The organism is Streptomyces niveiscabiei, from assembly GCF_033794345.1.
GTDB lineage: Bacteria > Actinomycetota > Actinomycetes > Streptomycetales > Streptomycetaceae > Streptomyces > Streptomyces niveiscabiei.
The window spans coordinates 1-16,323 of sequence record NZ_JARAYJ010000073.1; the positions used below are offsets into that span (position 1 = coordinate 1).

The window sequence follows — 16,323 nt, forward strand, 5'->3', positions numbered from 1 at the left end:
AGGGGCCGGCCCCCTGGTGGTGCTCACGGGGGTCCGGGGTTTGGCCTCCCCCGCCGGGGGGGGCCGCCCGCGTCGCCGCGCGCGGCCCCCACCTCACACCTCGGTCAGGCCTGCGCCCCCGCGCGGCGCCGGCGCGCGAAGTAGGCCGCGCCGCCGCCGGCCGCGACGACCGCGAGGCCCGCGCCCGCGACGAGGGGGGTGCTGCTGGACGAGCCGGTCTCGGCGAGTTCCTGCCCGTCGGCGCTCGGCTGGTTGGCGCCCTTGGCGCTCGCGGGCACCGCCGCCGCCTCGCCGGTGGTGGCCGGCGCGGCGGGCTTGGACTTGGCGAGCACCGCGGCGAACGCCCCGGCGATCACCTTGTGCCCGTCGGCGTTGGGGTGCGGGTCCGTCTTCGGGGTGCAGACCCAGGTGAGCTTGCAGACCGTGGCGACGTTGCGCGGCACCTTCCCGAAGGCGGGCGTGTCGACCTGGGTGGCGAAGTCGTCCGAGAAGTACGCGCCGGCGACGTCCGCGACCTGGAAGCCGGTGGACGTGAACACCTGCGAGATGCCCGTGTTGGCGGCCTTGACCAGGGGCGCGGAGTCCTTGGCGGACTTCTGGCCCGCCGGGCCCAGCAGCCAGGTCGCCAGGAACGGGTTGTAGTACGTCGAGCCGACGAACCGGGTGTTCTTCGTGCCCGCCTTGCGCAGCGCGGCCGTGATCTGGGCGATGTTCTTGCCCATGGTCGCGCGCGTCCGGTTCAGGCACTGCGCGTCGAGGGCGCCGGCCGGGCCGACGCACGCCTTGATGTCGTTGGCGCCCACGGTGAGCGTCACCAGGGCGACCTTGCCGCGGTGCTGGGCCATGGCCTTGAGCGCGGCGTCCAGCTGGGACTTCGCCTTCGGGTAACGGCACACGCCGCCGTTGATCAGCGTCTTGGTCGTCTCGCCGGTGCAGCCCAGGCGTATGTGCTTCAGGCCGGGGTCGCGCTGCTTGAGCTGCGTGTAGAGCTGGTCGGTGTAGGCGGTGCGGGTGTCCTTGTCGACGTCCGGCTGGTAGCCGGAGGCGACGGAGTCACCGAGCGAGATGTAGTACGTGGCGTCCTTCACGGACGTCGCATCGTGGGCGGCGGCGAGGGCCGGAGTACCCAGCACGACCGTCATCGCGGACAGGGCGATGCCGGGCCCGAAACGCCGAAGCAGGTTCATGGGATGCGTGCGCTTTCCACTTGATGGGGGGCTGCCGGGCGGCTTGTGCTTTCCGGCGGCGGACAGAATGCCTCGGGTGGAGGCGTGGGGGGTGCTGTCGCTGTGGGAGCACGGGAGTTGTGCCCTGGGCTCTTCTCGGCGAGGCAGAGATCAATCTAGTGGCTGGAACTCGCGCTTCGATGTGGCTGATCGACAAAGTACGACCCGATATGACACGTGTAATCGTCATAACGGCACACTCGGCGCCGATTCCGTACACCTCGGACCTCCCGCCGCCCGCTCACACCTCGACGACCTCCGCCCGGTCGAGCACCTCGTCGACCAGGGCCGCCTGCCGCACGGAGGCGTCCGCGTACGCGGTGAGGCCGTCACCGCGCCGCACGGCGTCGGTGAAGACGCGGACCACGTTGGCGAACTGGTGGTCGGCGGGCAGGGTCCGTTCCTCGAAGTGGTCCTGCCGCCGGACCCGGAGCACGGGCTGGTACGTCTCCGGCGGGGTGAACGCCCGGTCGAGGCCCAGCCGGCCGGTGGTGCCCGCGAGTTCGTAGGAGGCGCGGTAGGCGTGCTCCATCCCGAACGTCACGTGCGCGGGCACGCCGGTCGCGTCGCTCAGCAGGATCGCGCCCGAGAGGACGACCCCGGCGCGACGGCGCAGGACGGCGCCGGTGACGGTGAGGCCGGGGCCCAGGAAGTGCTGGGCGGCCCGGAGCGGGTAGATGCCGGCCTCCAGGAGCATGCCGCCGCCGACGGGCAGGGTGCGGATGTCGCCCGGGGGTTTCGGGGGGATCGTGAACGTGCCGGTGAAGGCGCGCAGTTCGCCGATCGTGCCGTCGGCGAGCGCCTCGGTGACGGCGGTGTGCTGGCTGTGGTGGAGGAACATGACGTTCTCGAACAGCAGCAGTCCGCGCTGGCGGGCGAGGGCGAAGAGGCGGGCCGCCGTGGGGGCGTCGGCGCACAGCGGCTTCTCGGCGAGGACGTGCTTGCCCGCGCGCAGGGCGCGTTCGATCCACTCGGCGTGCAGCGTCGCGGGGAGGGGGACGTACACGGCGTCGATGTCGGCGCGGTCCAGGAGAGCCTCGTACCCGGTGACCGCCGTACAGCCGTGGCGGGCGGCGAGCCGTTCGGCCTTCGCGGCGTCCCGGCTGGCCACGGCGGTCAGGGTCGCGTGGTCCGCGTGGTCCAGGAGGGCGGGGATCATCTTGCGCACGGCGATGTCGGCGCAGCCGAGCACCCCGAACCGCAGGGCGGTCATGCCGGTCCTCCGCTGCGCAGGGCGTGCAGGCAGGCGACGCAGCTGCGCAGTTCGACGTTGAGGTAGTTGCTGTGCTGGAGGAGGTCGCCGAGCTGGTCGACGGTGAGCCAGCGGTACTCCTCGGGGACGTCGAGCGGGAACTCGTCGCCGACCTCGACGATCAGGTAGCGGTTCTGGGCGTGGTGGAAGCGCCCGCCCTCCTCGGACTGGAGGACGTCGAAGCGGATCTGTTCCGGCGCGACCGACAGGACGTGGTCGAGGAACCTGGGGCGGTGTTCGGGCGGTACGCCGCGGTAGTTGGCCGGCTGGCACTGCACGGTGGGGGCGAGTTCGGCGACGTTGAGGAGCCCGGCGTCCGTACGGGCCTCGACCAGGGCGTGCAGGACCCCGTCGACCTGTTTGACCAGCAGGGCGAGCAGGCCCGCTTCGAGGGGGGCGAACAGCGGCTGGGTCCAGGAGCCCACCTCGCGGCTGGTGGCCTGCACCTCGACGGCGACGACGTCGAAGTACAGGCCGTCGCGGTGGGTGCTCCGGTCGTCCTCGCGTATCCAGCCGCCCTCGGCGGCGTGGTCCAGCGGGACGCGCCGCTGGACGAGTTCGCGCTGGGCGCGTACCTCGGTGAGCCAGCTGAGGATGTCTCCCCCGCCGTGCACGCCCTCGGCTCCGCGCGCGGTGGATTCGTGGAGCGAGCCGGCGAACGGCGACCTCGGCGGGCTGCTTCCGCGGTCGAGGTACGGCGGGATGCAGGACAGGACGGTGCGCGCGTCCATGTTCACCAGGTTCGGGACGCGCAGCAGGCGGCGGATCTGGGCGAGGGTCAGCCAGCAGAAGTCGTCGTCGAGGGGGACGTCCTCGTCGGTCTCGACGATCATGTTGCGGTTGCGTTTGTGCAGGAACCAGGCGCCCTGTTCGGACTGGAGGACGTCGGCGAGGACCCGGCCGCGCCGGGGCCGGCGGAAGTAGGGGAGGTACTTGATGGGCCGCCCGCCGTGGACGCCCGTGTAGTTGCTGCGGGTGGCCTGGACGGTCGGGGAGAGCTGAAGCCCGTTGATGTTGCCGGGCTCCATCTTGGCCTGCATGAGGAAGTGGTGGACGCCGTCGAACTCCTTGGCCAGGATGCCCAGCACCCCGATCTCCGGCTGCACGATGATCGGCTGGACCCAGCTGGAGATCCAGGTGCGGTCGGTTCGCACGTGCAGTCCCTCGACGGTGAAGAACCGGCCGCTGTCGTGGGCGAGGTTGCCGGTGTCCGGCGCGAACGACCAGCCGTCCAGTTCGGCGAACGGGATCCGGCCGACGGTGAACCGGTGGGCCGCCGCGCGTTCGGCGAACCAGTCGTGGAAGCGGCTGAGCGGCATCAGGTCGCTGTCGAGGGTCAGCGCGGAGCCGGCGAGCGACCGGGGGCGTTGCGCCGTGGTCATCGCGCACCGGCCCGCGCGAGGTTGTGGGGGGTGCTCATCTCACTGGTCTTCATGGCGGTGGCTCCCAGGAGTGGCTGACTGGGCGGAGGACCGGACCGTAACAAGCGCTCCGGGCCCTCCCCAGCTCCACGCCCTCCAGCTTTTCCGGCACCTTGTTGGCGCGTCCGGTGGGGTGCCGCGGTCTGCCGCCGGGCAGGACGAGAGGTTCCGCCGTTTCAGGGGTTGGGCAGGCGGCGGAAGCGGTCGTCGGCCTCGTAGCCGACGGCCGGGATGCCCAGGAGGTCGTCGATGCCGGGGAAGCCCTCGTCCTGCTGGAACGGCGCGCCGCGCACGGTCGTGTCCTGGGACGGGCCCGCGTGCATCCCGGTGTGTGCGGCGCCGAGTTCCATGAGGTAGCCGCCTGCCGCGGCCGGATCGCGGCGGTCGCGGGTGACGGCCTGGGAGGCGTACGTGTTCATGGCGGCGGCGCGTTCGAAGAGGGTGGTCGCCGACATCGCCGGACGGCGGGCCGGGCGGCCGTCCACGCCCTTGACGCGCATGCCGTGTGTCTGGGCGGCGGCGAGCGTGGCTTGCAGTCCGGCCGCCGGGGGCAGGTTCATGCTGCCGTCGTAGCGGGTGACGAACGCCTGGAGTTCGGGGCTCATGGTGCCGCTCGCGAGGTACGCGTCGACCTGTGGCTGGTAGCCGTCCTCGCGGATGCTCTCCAGGTAGAGGGTGCTGACGCCGGCTGCCCGGATGGCCGCCATGTTGGTGATCAGGAACTCCCAGATCCGCGCCCCGGAGTGGGGTCCGCCGATGGCCACGCCCTCGTACTGGGCGAGCAGGGCGGTCAGGTCGCCCATCGCGTCCGGGGTGGCGGCGCCGGCCAGGGCGTTGTCCACGTCCTGGTGGCGCTGCTGACGGTCCGCCGGGGTCTCCGTGTACGCGTCGCGTACGGCCCGTGCGTCGAGGCCGAGTTGTGTGTCGCGGGCGTCCTGCTGGTTCCAGTGGCCGGCCGTGGCGGGGTCGGCGCGGCCGATGCCTTCGAGGACCGCGTTGCGTCCGGCCGCCCAGGGCACGCCGGGCGCGAGTCTGTTGAGGTTGCCGAGGCTCTGGTGGAGCTGCGGGTCGGTCTCCTGGAGCGTCTGCGGGTCGACGCCGATGTCCAGGCGCTCCTTGGTGCTGGCGTTCCGGGTGGCCTGGGGCAGGCTCTGCCATTCGGCGGCCGTCAGCGTGTTCGGGGTGCGCCCGCCCGAGAAGGAGCGGCGGGGGCCGCGTACCCGCAGGGAGGGGCCCGGCGGGTGCTGGTGCAGTTCGTCCTCGGTGACGCGCTGGATCGCCGGTGCGGTGCGGCGCTGTTCGACGATGCGGGAGACCGCCGCGTTCCCGATGAGCGGCTGGAGCCCGAGCATCGGGGCCGCGGCCTGCGGCCGTACGGCGTGCGCGGCTCCCCGCGGTTGCCTCTCCTGCTCGTCACCGCTCTGCCGCGCCCGCATACGTCCCCTCTCGTACCCCCGGCGTCCAGGGTTGCCGTACCTGCCCGCTCTGCGGTACGTCCGGGCGGGCAGGTACGGGTGCAGAGGGCTTGCCCTTTCACGCGGGCGGGGGCCGGCCCTTGCCGCCTCTTCTTACTTACCTGTAAGTTATCAGCATGGTTACGACGGTGGCCGAAGTGGCCGCAACAGACATCAAGGCCCTTGAGGCGTTCTGCGATCGATGGCAGCGGGCCTGGAACGAGCACGACGGCGACGCCGCGGCAGCGTTGTGCGCCGAAGACCTGGTGTACGACGAGCCGGCGCTCGGCGAGACGGCGCACGGCCCGGACAACATCCGCGACTTCGTGACGCGGATGGCCCACGCCTTTCCCGACTACTCGTTCACGCGGATGGGGCTGTACGGGGAGGCGACACGGCGGGCCGTACTGGTGGCGTGGCACTTCTCGGGAACCCTGGCCGGCACGGACCAGCGCGTCGAGTTCCACGGCGACGACCGGCTGGAGCTGGGAGAGGACGGGCTGATCCACGCCTACCGATGCCTGTACGACTACCGCTACGTCCTGAGCCAGCTCGAGCGCGCGGACACCGGGCAGTGACCGAGCCGGGCCGCACGCGCAAGCCTGCGGCGGTACGGCGGGCCGAGATCATGGAAGCGGCCGACGCGGAGTTCGCCCTCAGGGGACTGTCGGGGGCAGGGATCGAGGCGATCGCCGCCCGGGTCGGGATCTCGCATCCCCGGATCGTGCAGATGTTCGGCTCGAAGCGTGATCTGTTCCTTCAGGTCGTGCACGCGGCCTACGACAGGATCGAGGCCACGTTCGAGAGCACCGAACCGACGCTCAGCGCGCTCGGTGACGCCTACCGGCACCTCTTGCAGAGCCGGCCCAGCGTCGGCCCCGTCCTGTTGCAAGCCTACGCCGCCGCAGGCGACCCGGTGGTCCAGGAGTCGGTACGGGCGCGGCAGCTCGACCTCCAGCAGACCATCACCCGCCTGACGGGCGCCGACCCTATGCAGGTGCGTTCCTTCCTGGCCACCGGTCTCGTCCTGACCGTCTCCACCGTGCTCGACCTGCCCGAACGGCGCGCCGATACGCAGTGGTGCGCCTGGATCATCGGCCTCGCGGACCCGCCCGCCGACGCGCGATGAGGCACGACCGGCCCTTGCAGTGGGCACCCGCAGCGCCACGGCATGCCGCCCGCCTTCCTGAAATGGACACACCATGACAGAACACCTTGAGATCCGGTCGGCTTCCGGCACCTTCGACGCGATCGCGGCGGGGCCCGCCGACGGGCGCCCCGTCCTGCTCCTGCACGGCTTTCCCCAGACGGCCATGCTCTGGGAGGAGTACCTGACCGCGCTGGGCGACCGTGGCTTCCGCGCGGTCGCGCCCGACACCCGCGGCTATTCGCCAGGCGTACGCCCGATGCGCGCCGACGCGTACGGGGTAGGTGAACTCGTCGGGGACGTTCTCGCGGTGGCCGACTCACTGGCCTGGGACCGCTTCGACCTCGTCGGACACGACTGGGGCGGCGCCATCGCCTGGTGGACGGCGGCCCGGCACCCCGGGCGACTGCGCACCCTCACGGCTGTGTCGACGCCGCATCCCAGCGCGCTGGCCGAGGCACATCGCGTCGACGCCGATCAGCGCCGCCGCTCCCAGTACCAACAGGACTGGCGCAGCCCCGACACGGAGGCCCGCTTCCTGTCAGACGACGCCGCGCTCCTGCGTTCCCTGTACCAGGGCAAGGTTCCCGACCGTCACATCGACGCATACGTCCAACGCCTCTCCGAACCCGGTGCGCTGAGCGCGGCCCTCAACTACTACCGAGCCGACCGGCCCGACGCCGCCGTCGGAAAGATCCAGGTACCCACGCTCTACGTCTGGGGCACCGAGGACATCGCCCTCGGGTCCACCGCAGCCCGGGCCACGGGAGAATGGGTGAGCGGCCCCTACTCGTTCCACGCACTCCACGGCATCGGTCACTGGGTCCCCGACGAAGCTCCCGAGGTCCTCACCAGCCTGATCGTCGACCACCTGAACGAGCATGCACCGTCGCCGTGACGCCGTGGTCAGTACGAGTGCCGGTGGAACGTGCGGGGGAGGGCCCAACTCACAAGAACGATGGAGCGCCCCCCTGGCCCGCCGGCGTCTTGGACGCGAGCGCCCGGGCGACAGCGACACGCTGCTGCTGGCCGCCCGAGAGCTGGGCGGGGCGGTGCATGAGCCGGTCCGACAGGCCGACCATCCCGATGACGGTGTCCAGCCACTCCTTGTCTCCGACGCTGACCGAGCCGGAGGAGAAGCTGTCCAGTCCGGCCACTCAGTGCATCAGCGTGGACTTGCCGGACCCGGACGGCCCCATGACCGCCGTGAACCAGGCCTGCTCGAAGCCGACGCTGACCCGGTCGAGAGCGACCACCCGGGTATCTCCCTGCCCATAGACCTTGGACAGGCCGGTAGCACGGGCGGCGAGAGCAGGAGTGCGGGTCGCGGACTGCACTGTGGTCACGAGGTCTTGCACCGATCGAGGACGCGGACGGCCAGATGCACGCCTGCGGCGTATCCAACCGGGAACTCCCTTCATCGTCCGGCCCGTACCCCTCTCCGCGTATCAGCCGAATGACCGACTACCTGAAGCCGACGCCCGAACGGGCCTGGCAGCTCTCAGGTATGGCTGTGCGTCAGCTCCGAGGATGACGTACAGGAGCAGGCGCCCGAGAAAAGACGGCTGCCCGATCCGGCAGATCGACACCGATTCCGGCGCGGGATCCACGGCTCGCCGCGCGTCCACGCGTCCTGAAGCGCGACGGCTCCCGGGTCGGACAGAAGCAGGGCGAGCGACTGATGCGCAAGGCCGAACCGGCAGAGGTGAGCCCGCGCCGGGGCGGCTCCACGCGGCGCGCCCCGTACACGTCCATCAAGCCAGCGACTTGCTTGGTGCGTGCGGGTGTTGAGGCGTCCATGGGGCCTGTCGGGGATTTGTGCGACTGTCAGTCTTTTCGCGCCGGATCCCGCAAGGATCAACACCCTCCCGGAGCAGCTGTGGATGCCGATCACGACGGCATGCGTCCGCGGTCGTGCCTTCGCGGGCCGAGGCGAACCTCGCGCTCTCCGAGTACATCTCAGGGACACGGGCCCACTGGGCAAGGCCGTCCTGGTGCCCCGTGGGGCTCACCCGTCTCCGGTCGCGCCACCCCTATTTCGGGGGTGCCGGGGCGTGATGCGGCCTGCGAGAGTCCGGAATTCCTCGACTCGGCGCGACAGAAGGAACCGGTACATGCACGACGTGACGGCCCGCTACGACGTTCCCGCCACCATGCGCGACGGCACTGTGCTGCGGGCGGATGTGTATCAGCCCGCGGAAGGCGGACCATGGCCCGTCCTGCTCACCCGTCTCCCGTACGGCAAGAACACCCCGATGCTGATCGGCGCTCTCGACCCGACGGGCCTGGCTCGCAAGGGATTCCTCGTCGTGATCCAGGACACCCGGGGCCGGTTCGCCTCTGACGGCGCGTGGGACCCGTGGACGCACGAGGCCGACGACGGCTACGACACGGTCCGCTGGGCCGCGACCCTCCCGGGCTCCAACGGCCGCGTCGGCATGTTCGGGCAGAGCTACTTCGGCAACACGCAGTGGATGGCCGCGCTGTCCGGTCCGCCCGAGCTGAAAGCGATCGCTCCGCTCGACACCTTCTCCGAACCGGACGACGGGCTCTTCGCGCGGGGAGGGGCCCGTGAGCTGGGCATCGCGCTGCCCTGGTCCTTGCGGCAGGGAGTGGACACCGTCCTGCGCCGGCACGCCGCCACCCCGGCCGCACTCCCGGCGGCGCTCCAGGCGCTGGTCCACGACCTGGACATGGCCACGACGTCCGGATACCGGGAACTGCCCGCCGGCCGGCATCCCGCCTTCCGGCGCCACGGCGTACCGGACATCGGCTACGAGCGCTCCCGCCAGGAGCCCGGGTGGAGCTCGGCCTGCCGGGTCGCGGGACGCCAAGCCGAAGTCGACCTGCCCAGCCTGCACACCGGCGGCTGGTACGACGTCTTCAGTCAGGGCACCCTCGACAACTTCACCGCGAGCCACGCGGCAGAGCGGCCCAGCACTCTGATCATGGGCCCCTGGACACATGTCAACCACGGTCACCAGATCGGCGACGTCGACTTCGGCATGGCGGCGAGCGCGGAACTCCTCGGGTTCCGCGGCAGCCTCACCGACATCCAGAGCGCATGGCTCCGGCAGTGGCTCACCCCCGAAACCACCCCGTCGGGGCCGCAGTTGCCCCCGGTACTGCTCTTCGTCATGGGCAGGAACGAGTGGCGCGAGGAGCAGGAGTGGCCCTTGACCCGCGCCGTCCCCACGGACCTGTTCCTGCGGTCGGACGGGGCGCTCACCTTCACCCTCCCGCAGGCGGGTGAGGAGAGCGAGACCTACACCTACGACCCCGCCGACCCCGTGCCGACCACGGGCGGCGCGCTCCTGATGACGGAGAACTTCCGGCCGGGCCCCCTCGATCAGGCCGCCGTCGAAGCACGGCCGGATGTCCTCGTCCACACCACGGAGCCGCTGACCGAGGACCTGGAGGTCACCGGCCGCGTCCGCGCGATTCTCCACGCGGCGACCGACGCCCCGACCACGGACTGGGTCGTCCGGCTCTGCGACGTCGACACCGCGGGCGTCTCCCGCAACGTCGTCGACGGGATCGTGCGGTCGGTCACCACACCGGGAGAGTTCACCGAGCACACCGTCGACCTGTGGTCGACGAGCCATGTCTTCCTCGCCGGACACCGCATACGCGTCCACGTCACCTCCAGCAACTTCCCCCGCTGGGACCGCAACCTCAACACCGCCGGCTTCCTCGACGGCAAGACGGACTCCCGTCCGGCCCACCAACAGGTCGCCCACGACGCCGCACGCCCCTCCCGCATCGTCCTGCCCGTCGTCCCCACGTCCGCAGGCTGAAGCAGGAGGCCATCGGCCGCCCACGCCGGTTCGACAGCGGAACGCGTTCCGGCCCTGCCCGTCGCCATACCCTCCGCACGGACTCCCCCCAGGGACGAGGACCGGCGGACGACGCGGTGATCACGGACACTCGAACGGCAGCTGAGGCGTACGGCTGCCCAGAGAGTGTCGAGGTCCACATCGATCCCCGCGGCCAGCAGCGTGCGGTAGAGGTCCTGCTCGCCGCCGAAGCAGTAGTGGAACGCTCCGTGGGGGCATCCCGGCCTCCTGCGTGATGGCTCGCGTCGAAGCGGCTGCGACACCGTCGCGAGCCATCACGCGGAACGCGGCTTCGACCAACAGCCGGCGGCGGACACGGCCGGGCCGACCGGCTGGGACCTGCCCCGGCCCCGCGACCGCTCGCGCCCACCAGCACCCCGCCGGAGCACGTGGACAGCCGGTACCCCAGGACGAGCCCGACCGATGACGGGCTCCGTTGGTCTGATATCAATGTGAACAGCGCTCACGCGCCCAAGGGAAGCAGCCGGGAGACCGTGCGGCCCACTCTCTCCGCCTGCCGAGGTGGAGCCGCAGCCCTCAAAGAGGGCCTCATGGCGAGCGGCTGGGCCTTCGCCGAGAACGACCGCTTCCGCCTTCCCTTCGCCATGACGTTCGGACACCGCGCCAGGCATGTACGAAGAAGGGGATCGATGAAGATCGCCGATGACCTCCCCCACCGGCTCGACCGGACGGCCGAGCGCGTCCGCAGGGCAACAGGTGTCTCGCTGGCCTTCGCAGGCTCCGTCACCCCCGCCGACGACCTGGTACTCGGCAACTTCGCGGGGCCGACAGCGGGTGCCCTGCCCGGAGTGGTCCTGCGCCATGGCGAAGGACTGGGTGGCCGAGCAGTGGCCTCACGCCGGCCGATCGCGGTGAACGACTACTTCTCCTGCGACCAGATCACCCACCGTTACGACCTCATCATCCGCGCCGAAGGCATCCGTTCCATCGCCGCCGTACCGGTGGTCGTCGACCGCAGGCCCATAGCGCTGATGTACGCGGCGTTCCGCACCGACGAGATCGTGGGCGACCGGATCCAGGACGGCCTCAAGGACGAGGCCCGCGCGCTGGAACAGGAACTCGTCACCGCGCACGCCCTGCGGGGCAGCCAGGAGGAGATGGACGCGGATCTCGGAAGCCTGCGTGAGCGCGTTCGGGAGGCGTACACCGAGCTACGGACGCTCGGCCGGCGCGTCTCGGACCCCGCGCTGGAACGCGCACTCCACGACATCGCGCAACGGCTCACCGAGCCCGGCACCGGGAAACGCCCCCTGGACGACCTGACCGGGCGAGAGCTGGACGTACTCGCTCTCGCGTCCTGCGGGCTGCCCAACAAGACCATCGCCGAGCGGCTCGGACTGACCTCGCAGACCGTGAAGAGCTACATGAAGTCCGCGATGTCCAAGCTCCACGCGACCACCCGCCTCGAAGCCGTCGTGATCGCCCGTCGCGCCGGCCTTCTGCCCTGACCCGGTCCGCGCGCACGCTCTCGGCGTCGTTCGCCGTGCGCGATCGTGCTCAGTTCACCCGGCGGGCTTCATGCGGAAGGCCGGGCCGGGGACGCTCTCGATGTCGGCCGCCTGGACGGCATGGCCCTCTTCGCAGCGGATCTGGACGTCGACGTGCGCGCCGCATTCGCGGTGCCTCGACAGTACGGCGGGCCCTTCGGGGTCGGCGCGGTAGCGGTCGCCCCACTGCAACAGCCCCAGGACGGCGGGGACCAGGTCCATGCCCTTGGGGGTGATCACGTACTTGGGCCGGCTCCGTGAGCCGGGCTCCTTGTAGGTCTCGGTGGCGAGGATCCCTTCGTCCACGAGCATCCGCAGGCGCGCCGCGAGGAGGTTGCGGGGACAGCCGAGGACGCGTTCGAAGTCGCCGAAGCGGGACGAGCCGTACCAGACCTCACGCAGGATCAGGATCGTCCACTTCTCCCCCACGATCTCCAGGGTCCGCGCGATCGAGCAGTTCGACGCGTCCCGGTCGAGACGGGGGTCCATGCCGGCATCCTGAACAACTTCCGTCCACGCATTCATAGGGGTGATTCTAACCTCGCCTGAGTTTACTTTTCTATACTCAGCGAGTAGCGTCACGGTTGGCGCGGGACACGCACCGGCCACGGAGAAGATCACCGAGTAAGGCAGCCGACATGAAGGCATTCGTCGTCGAGAAGTACGGCCCGGGCGGCACACGCGCCGCCCAGGTGCCCGAGCCCGCCGTCCGGGACCGCGACGTCCTGGTGCGCGTGCGCGCCGCCGGCGTCAACCCGCTGGACAAGATGGTCCGCAATGGGGAGTTCAAGCACCTCCTGAAGTACCGGCGCCCGTTCGTGCTGGGCCACGACGTGGCCGGTGTCGTGGTGCGGGTCGGCCCCGCCGTACGCGGCTTCAAGGCCGGCGACGAGGTCTACGCCCGTCCGCGCGACCTGCGCATCGGAGGGTTCGCGGAGTTCATCGCCATCGACGAGGACGACGTCGCGCCCAAGCCGGCCTCGCTGACCGCCCAGGAGGCAGCCGCGGTGCCTCTGGTGGCCCTGACCGCCTGGCAGATCCTCGTCGAGCGCGCGCACGTGAAGCCGGGCCAGAAGGTGCTCGTCCACGCCGGCGCCGGGGGCCTCGGATCGACGGTCATCCAGCTGGCCAAGCACCTCGGCGCCACGGTGGCGACGACAGCGGGCCCCGACTCCGAGAAGCTGGTCAGGAGCCTCGGCGCCGACATCGTCGTCGACTACACCAAGGAAGACTTCTCGCAAACGCTCTCCGGCTACGACCTGGTGCTGGACTCCCTCGGCGGGGCGAACCTGGAGAAGTCGCTGACCGTACTGAAGCCCGGCGGTCTGGCCATCGGCGTCGCCGGCCCGCCGGACGCGGGCTTCGCCGAGCAGCTGGGAGCCCCGCTCCCCCTGAGCGTCCTCATGAACGCCCTCAGCCGCAAGATCCGCAAGCGGGCCAAGGCGCTCGGCGTGCGCTACGAGTTCTTCTTCATGCAGGCCAGCGGTTCCCAACTGCGCACGCTCGGCGCCCTGTACGACAGCGGGAAGCTCCGCCCGGTCATCGACGCGGTCTTCCCGTTCGACCAGACCCTCGAAGCGATGGCGTACCTCGAACAGAACCGGACCAGGTCCGGCAAGGTCGTGGTCTCCATGGCACCCCACGACGACTGACCGAGCCGTCCGCAACCGCGCATCAACCGGCACGCCCGCCGGCAGCGGGCGTGGCACCGAACCGTGAAGGAGCACACCGTGGGAGCGAGTCCAGCGGCACAGGAGTTCGCGCAGTTCCTGGAGAGCGTGAGCGCGAGGGCCTCGACACCGGGCCTCGATCTCGCTGTCGTCCGCGACATCGTGGAGACGAACCACCGGGCGTCGGCCGAGCCGGAAGGCGTCACCTACGCCGAGGTCGACGCGGGCGGTGTCCCCGCCCTGTGGTGCATTCCCGAGGACGCCCGCCCCGATCGCGCGCTGCTCCACTTCCACTTCGGCGGGTCGGTCACCGCCTCGATGCACTCGGACCGCAAGGCCGCCGGTCACATAGCCAAGGCCGCCGGCGCCCGCTCCCTCGTCGTGGACTTCCGCCTGGCACCCGAACACCCCCACCCGGCACAGCTCGACGACGCCGAGACCGCCTACCGGTGGCTGCTCTCCCAGGGGTACGAGCCGCGGAACATCGGCAGCACGGGCCACTCGATCGGCGGCACCCTCGCCGTGATGCTGCCGCTGCGCCTGCTCGCGCAGGGGGAGGCCACCCCGGGCGCGATCGTCAGCGTCTCCCCCTGGACCGATCTCACCCTCCGGAACGCGTCGGTGGACGAGAACGAGGACAACGACAAGATGCTCGGCAGAGGCATCCTCGAACTCTTCCGCGCATCCTGGCTACAGGAGCCCGGAGTGGACTACGCCGCCCCCGGGATCAGCCTCGTGAACGCCGACCTGACCGGCCTGCCGCCCACGCTCGTCCACTACGGCGAACACGAGACCCTCGCCGACGACGGCGCTCAACTCGCCCGCCGCCTCGCGGACTTCGGAATCGTCACCGAGGTCCACCCGTTGCCCGAGGGACAGCACTCGTTCGTCCTGGGCGCGGGACGCGTGCCCGAGGTCGACCGGGCCATCCAGCAGATGGGCCAGTGGCTTCGCCGGCACCTGGGCACCTGAGGAGGCCCCGCAGTCACCGGCCGACATGCGGACCGGGCACGCAGCCGAGGTCAGGCGCCCAGGGTGAGCGTTCCCGCGCCCTGGCCACAGCTGTCCTCCCGCCCTCGGCTCCTGCCCGCGAGCCGCTTCAGGCGGGCGTCCGAGGGGGGTACGTCGATCTGGAAGCGGGCCCCGTTCGGGCGCGGCGGAAGTCTCCGCCCCAGGCCACCACGCCCCGGTACTCGTCGAGGTTGCCGCGGACGGTGGCCAGTCGGTGGAGGAAGAGGCCACCCTCGGCGCCGTCCGGGTACCAGGCCGGGCGGATCGCGACGGCCGCCCCAGAGGCGTGGTTGGTCGCATACCCCTTGAGGGTCCTGCCCGTCCGGCGCGGCGGGCGCGGGGACGAGTCGGTCATGCTCGCCCTTTCCGGGGGTGCGTCACAGGCCGCGCAGGGGCGCGTTGCACTGCTCGAACACCCGGTGCAGGCCGAGCATCGCGGTGCCGTGGTTCTGGTTCCCCGACCAGCGGGGCCTGGATGATGGCCTTGCGCATTCTGACGGTACGTGCGAGCCGGGTGACCAGTCCGTCGTAGCTCATCAGGATGTCGAAGGCCCGCTTTCCCGCGCGGGTCGGTTCGCTGCCGCCCTCGATGACGGGAGTTGATGGACTTCTGTGCCTCGATGACCATCCGGTCGGCCACGCCTGTTTCTTTCGCGGCGGGCCCGGCCGGAGGCCCCGGCCGGGCGCGGGCGTCGTGGTCGTCAGCAGCGTTCGAGGCCGTCGATGGAGTTGGTGACGTTGTCGATGTAGTAGCTGGCCATGTAGCCGCGGTGGCCGCTCGGGGTGAGGACCCAGACCCAGTACGGGTTGTTGCCGACGGTCTGCGAACCCTCCTGCTGGCAGTACACCCACACCTGGGCCGGGCTGCTCACCGTGGTCTGGATGTCGGGGCAGTTGAAGGCCGACGGGTAGAGGTAGCACTGTTCCCCGCCACCGGCGCGGACGTTGACGCCGGAGGCCCAGACGCCGTAGTAGCCCGGGCCGTGGCCGGTCGCGTGGGCGGAGCCGGCCGTGCCGAAGACGAGGCCGGTGGCGGCGAGGGCGGTGGTCGCGACGGTCGCGAGGGCGGTTCTCACGGACTTGATCATGGGTGTGTTCTCCCTGGGGACGGTGGGTGGTGCGCCGGGCGGCGGGGTGGGCGGCAGCGGTACCGCGAGCCGGCGTCTCGAAGGCTAGAGGGCGCTCGGTCCGTCGCGTCCCTGACAGATGTCAGGGTGCGGAGCCCGCCCCTTGCGGCGTCGGCCGGCGTCCCGGATGCCGGCCGCGTTCAACCGATCGGTTGAACGGGGGTTCCACCCCTCGACAGCCCCTTCTCTCCGTACGGACGACGCGGGGCCGTGTCCGGCCGCACAACAATGACGATCGCCAAGGCGCCCGGCACTCATCCCTCCCCCGTCAGGAAGGCCCTCCCAGCGTGTCCAGCTTCCTCAGCAGACGACGTGTCCTCACCACCGGTACCGGTGTCGCCCTCGGTCTCGGCGCGGCCGGCGTCCTCGCGCCCACTTCCTCGGCCGCGCCCGCCGCCCGGCAGCACGCCGGCCCCGAGGAGACCCGCAGCCTCGACGAGCTCTACCGGGCCGCGCTCAAGGAGGGCGGCAAGCTCGTCGTGTACGCCGGGGGTGACACCCCGACCCAGCAGGACGGCACGAAGGCGGGCTTCAAGGCCCGCTTCCCCGGCATCGACCTGACGCTGATCGTCGACTACAGCAAGTACCACGACGTCCGCATCGACAACCAGCTCGCCACCGGCACCCTCGTCCCCGACGTCGTCCAGCTCCAGACCCTCCAGGACTTCACC

At 70.9% G+C, this 16,323-nt stretch carries 14 protein-coding genes and 2 pseudogenes; 8 read left to right on the forward strand and 8 right to left on the reverse strand.

The annotated features are described in order from the left end of the window. Positions 1 to 104 precede the first annotated feature (104 nt). The 4 genes from PV682_RS43000 to PV682_RS43015 all read right to left on the reverse strand — a co-directional run bounded on the left by PV682_RS43000 (position 105) and on the right by PV682_RS43015 (position 5,335). Positions 105 to 1,187 (reverse strand): SGNH/GDSL hydrolase family protein, encoded by a 1,083-nt coding sequence (locus tag PV682_RS43000; RefSeq protein ID WP_319738237.1) that lies wholly within the window; start codon positions 1,185 to 1,187, stop codon positions 105 to 107. Positions 1,188 to 1,467: 280 nt separating this feature from the next. Beyond that, positions 1,468 to 2,439 (reverse strand): Gfo/Idh/MocA family protein, encoded by a 972-nt coding sequence (locus tag PV682_RS43005; RefSeq protein ID WP_319738239.1) that lies wholly within the window; start codon positions 2,437 to 2,439, stop codon positions 1,468 to 1,470. Beyond that, complete coding sequence (locus tag PV682_RS43010) at positions 2,436 to 3,860, reverse strand: NDP-hexose 2,3-dehydratase family protein (RefSeq protein WP_319738242.1); 1,425 nt, start codon at positions 3,858 to 3,860, stop codon at positions 2,436 to 2,438. The genes PV682_RS43005 and PV682_RS43010 overlap by 4 nt, the downstream gene beginning before the upstream one ends. 215 nt (positions 3,861 to 4,075) lie before the next feature. Then, positions 4,076 to 5,335, reverse strand: coding sequence for a TraB/GumN family protein (locus PV682_RS43015; protein ID WP_319738244.1), 1,260 nt, complete (start codon positions 5,333 to 5,335; stop codon positions 4,076 to 4,078). A 155-nt stretch (positions 5,336 to 5,490) separates the two neighbouring features. Here PV682_RS43015 and PV682_RS43020 point away from each other — a divergent pair, with 155 nt between their 5' ends. From PV682_RS43020 to PV682_RS43030, 3 genes are all read left to right on the forward strand, one after another. After that, on the forward strand, positions 5,491 to 5,931 hold the full coding sequence (locus PV682_RS43020) for a nuclear transport factor 2 family protein (protein WP_319738246.1): 441 nt from the start codon (positions 5,491 to 5,493) through the stop codon (positions 5,929 to 5,931). After that, a complete protein-coding gene (locus PV682_RS43025) occupies positions 5,928 to 6,482 on the forward strand; it encodes a TetR/AcrR family transcriptional regulator (RefSeq protein WP_319738247.1) in 555 nt (184 codons plus the stop codon). The genes PV682_RS43020 and PV682_RS43025 overlap by 4 nt, the downstream gene beginning before the upstream one ends. Positions 6,483 to 6,555: 73 nt before the next feature. Next, the gene (locus tag PV682_RS43030) at positions 6,556 to 7,398 is read left to right on the forward strand and encodes an alpha/beta fold hydrolase (protein WP_319738248.1); all 843 of its coding nucleotides are present in this window, start codon (positions 6,556 to 6,558) and stop codon (positions 7,396 to 7,398) included. Between the two features lie 58 nt (positions 7,399 to 7,456). On the opposite strand, the pseudogene PV682_RS43035 reads toward PV682_RS43030, so the two are convergent. After that, a pseudogene (locus tag PV682_RS43035) lies at positions 7,457 to 7,846 on the reverse strand (ATP-binding cassette domain-containing protein); the annotation flags it as partial. A 768-nt stretch (positions 7,847 to 8,614) separates the two neighbouring features. Between PV682_RS43035 and PV682_RS43040 the strand changes: the two are divergent. After that, a complete protein-coding gene (locus PV682_RS43040) occupies positions 8,615 to 10,297 on the forward strand; it encodes a CocE/NonD family hydrolase (RefSeq protein ID WP_319738250.1) in 1,683 nt (560 codons plus the stop codon). Positions 10,298 to 10,986: 689 nt separating this feature from the next. Beyond that, on the forward strand, positions 10,987 to 11,805 hold the full coding sequence (locus tag PV682_RS43045) for a LuxR C-terminal-related transcriptional regulator (RefSeq protein WP_319738252.1): 819 nt from the start codon (positions 10,987 to 10,989) through the stop codon (positions 11,803 to 11,805). A 54-nt stretch (positions 11,806 to 11,859) separates the two neighbouring features. On the opposite strand, the gene PV682_RS43050 is transcribed toward PV682_RS43045, so the two are convergent. Continuing rightward, complete coding sequence (locus PV682_RS43050) at positions 11,860 to 12,333, reverse strand: winged helix-turn-helix transcriptional regulator (protein ID WP_319738253.1); 474 nt, start codon at positions 12,331 to 12,333, stop codon at positions 11,860 to 11,862. A gap of 149 nt (positions 12,334 to 12,482) precedes the next feature. On the opposite strand from PV682_RS43050, the gene PV682_RS43055 reads away from it, so the two are divergent. Both PV682_RS43055 and PV682_RS43060 read left to right on the forward strand, forming a co-directional pair. Beyond that, positions 12,483 to 13,496: an NADP-dependent oxidoreductase gene (locus PV682_RS43055; protein ID WP_319738254.1), complete on the forward strand. Its 1,014-nt coding sequence runs from the start codon at positions 12,483 to 12,485 to the stop codon at positions 13,494 to 13,496. Positions 13,497 to 13,574: 78 nt separating this feature from the next. Further along, positions 13,575 to 14,486 (forward strand): alpha/beta hydrolase, encoded by a 912-nt coding sequence (locus PV682_RS43060; protein ID WP_319738256.1) that lies wholly within the window; start codon positions 13,575 to 13,577, stop codon positions 14,484 to 14,486. A 127-nt stretch (positions 14,487 to 14,613) separates the two neighbouring features. Here PV682_RS43060 and PV682_RS43065 read toward each other — a convergent pair whose 3' ends face one another. Together PV682_RS43065 and PV682_RS43070 are read right to left on the reverse strand one after the other, a co-directional pair. Continuing rightward, entirely contained in the window at positions 14,614 to 14,880 is a 267-nt protein-coding gene (locus PV682_RS43065) for a hypothetical protein (RefSeq protein ID WP_319738259.1), read from the reverse strand. A 346-nt stretch (positions 14,881 to 15,226) separates the two neighbouring features. Continuing rightward, on the reverse strand, positions 15,227 to 15,613 hold the full coding sequence (locus PV682_RS43070) for a hypothetical protein (protein WP_055721668.1): 387 nt from the start codon (positions 15,611 to 15,613) through the stop codon (positions 15,227 to 15,229). Positions 15,614 to 15,939: 326 nt separating this feature from the next. Here PV682_RS43070 and PV682_RS43075 point away from each other — a divergent pair. Beyond that, positions 15,940 to 16,323: pseudogene (locus PV682_RS43075) on the forward strand (ABC transporter substrate-binding protein); the annotation flags it as partial.

Coding starts and splice junctions, on each gene's coding strand:
- PV682_RS43000 (WP_319738237.1), bottom strand. CDS start 1,187: ATGAACCTGCTTCGGCGTTTCGGGCCCGGCATCGCCCTGTCCGCGATG.
- PV682_RS43005 (WP_319738239.1), bottom strand. CDS start 2,439: ATGACCGCCCTGCGGTTCGGGGTGCTCGGCTGCGCCGACATCGCCGTG.
- PV682_RS43010 (WP_319738242.1), bottom strand. CDS start 3,860: ATGACCACGGCGCAACGCCCCCGGTCGCTCGCCGGCTCCGCGCTGACC.
- PV682_RS43015 (WP_319738244.1), bottom strand. CDS start 5,335: ATGCGGGCGCGGCAGAGCGGTGACGAGCAGGAGAGGCAACCGCGGGGA.
- PV682_RS43020 (WP_319738246.1), top strand. CDS start 5,491: ATGGTTACGACGGTGGCCGAAGTGGCCGCAACAGACATCAAGGCCCTT.
- PV682_RS43030 (WP_319738248.1), top strand. CDS start 6,556: ATGACAGAACACCTTGAGATCCGGTCGGCTTCCGGCACCTTCGACGCG.
- PV682_RS43040 (WP_319738250.1), top strand. CDS start 8,615: ATGCACGACGTGACGGCCCGCTACGACGTTCCCGCCACCATGCGCGAC.
- PV682_RS43045 (WP_319738252.1), top strand. CDS start 10,987: ATGAAGATCGCCGATGACCTCCCCCACCGGCTCGACCGGACGGCCGAG.
- PV682_RS43050 (WP_319738253.1), bottom strand. CDS start 12,333: ATGGACCCCCGTCTCGACCGGGACGCGTCGAACTGCTCGATCGCGCGG.
- PV682_RS43055 (WP_319738254.1), top strand. CDS start 12,483: ATGAAGGCATTCGTCGTCGAGAAGTACGGCCCGGGCGGCACACGCGCC.
- PV682_RS43065 (WP_319738259.1), bottom strand. CDS start 14,880: ATGACCGACTCGTCCCCGCGCCCGCCGCGCCGGACGGGCAGGACCCTC.
- PV682_RS43070 (WP_055721668.1), bottom strand. CDS start 15,613: ATGATCAAGTCCGTGAGAACCGCCCTCGCGACCGTCGCGACCACCGCC.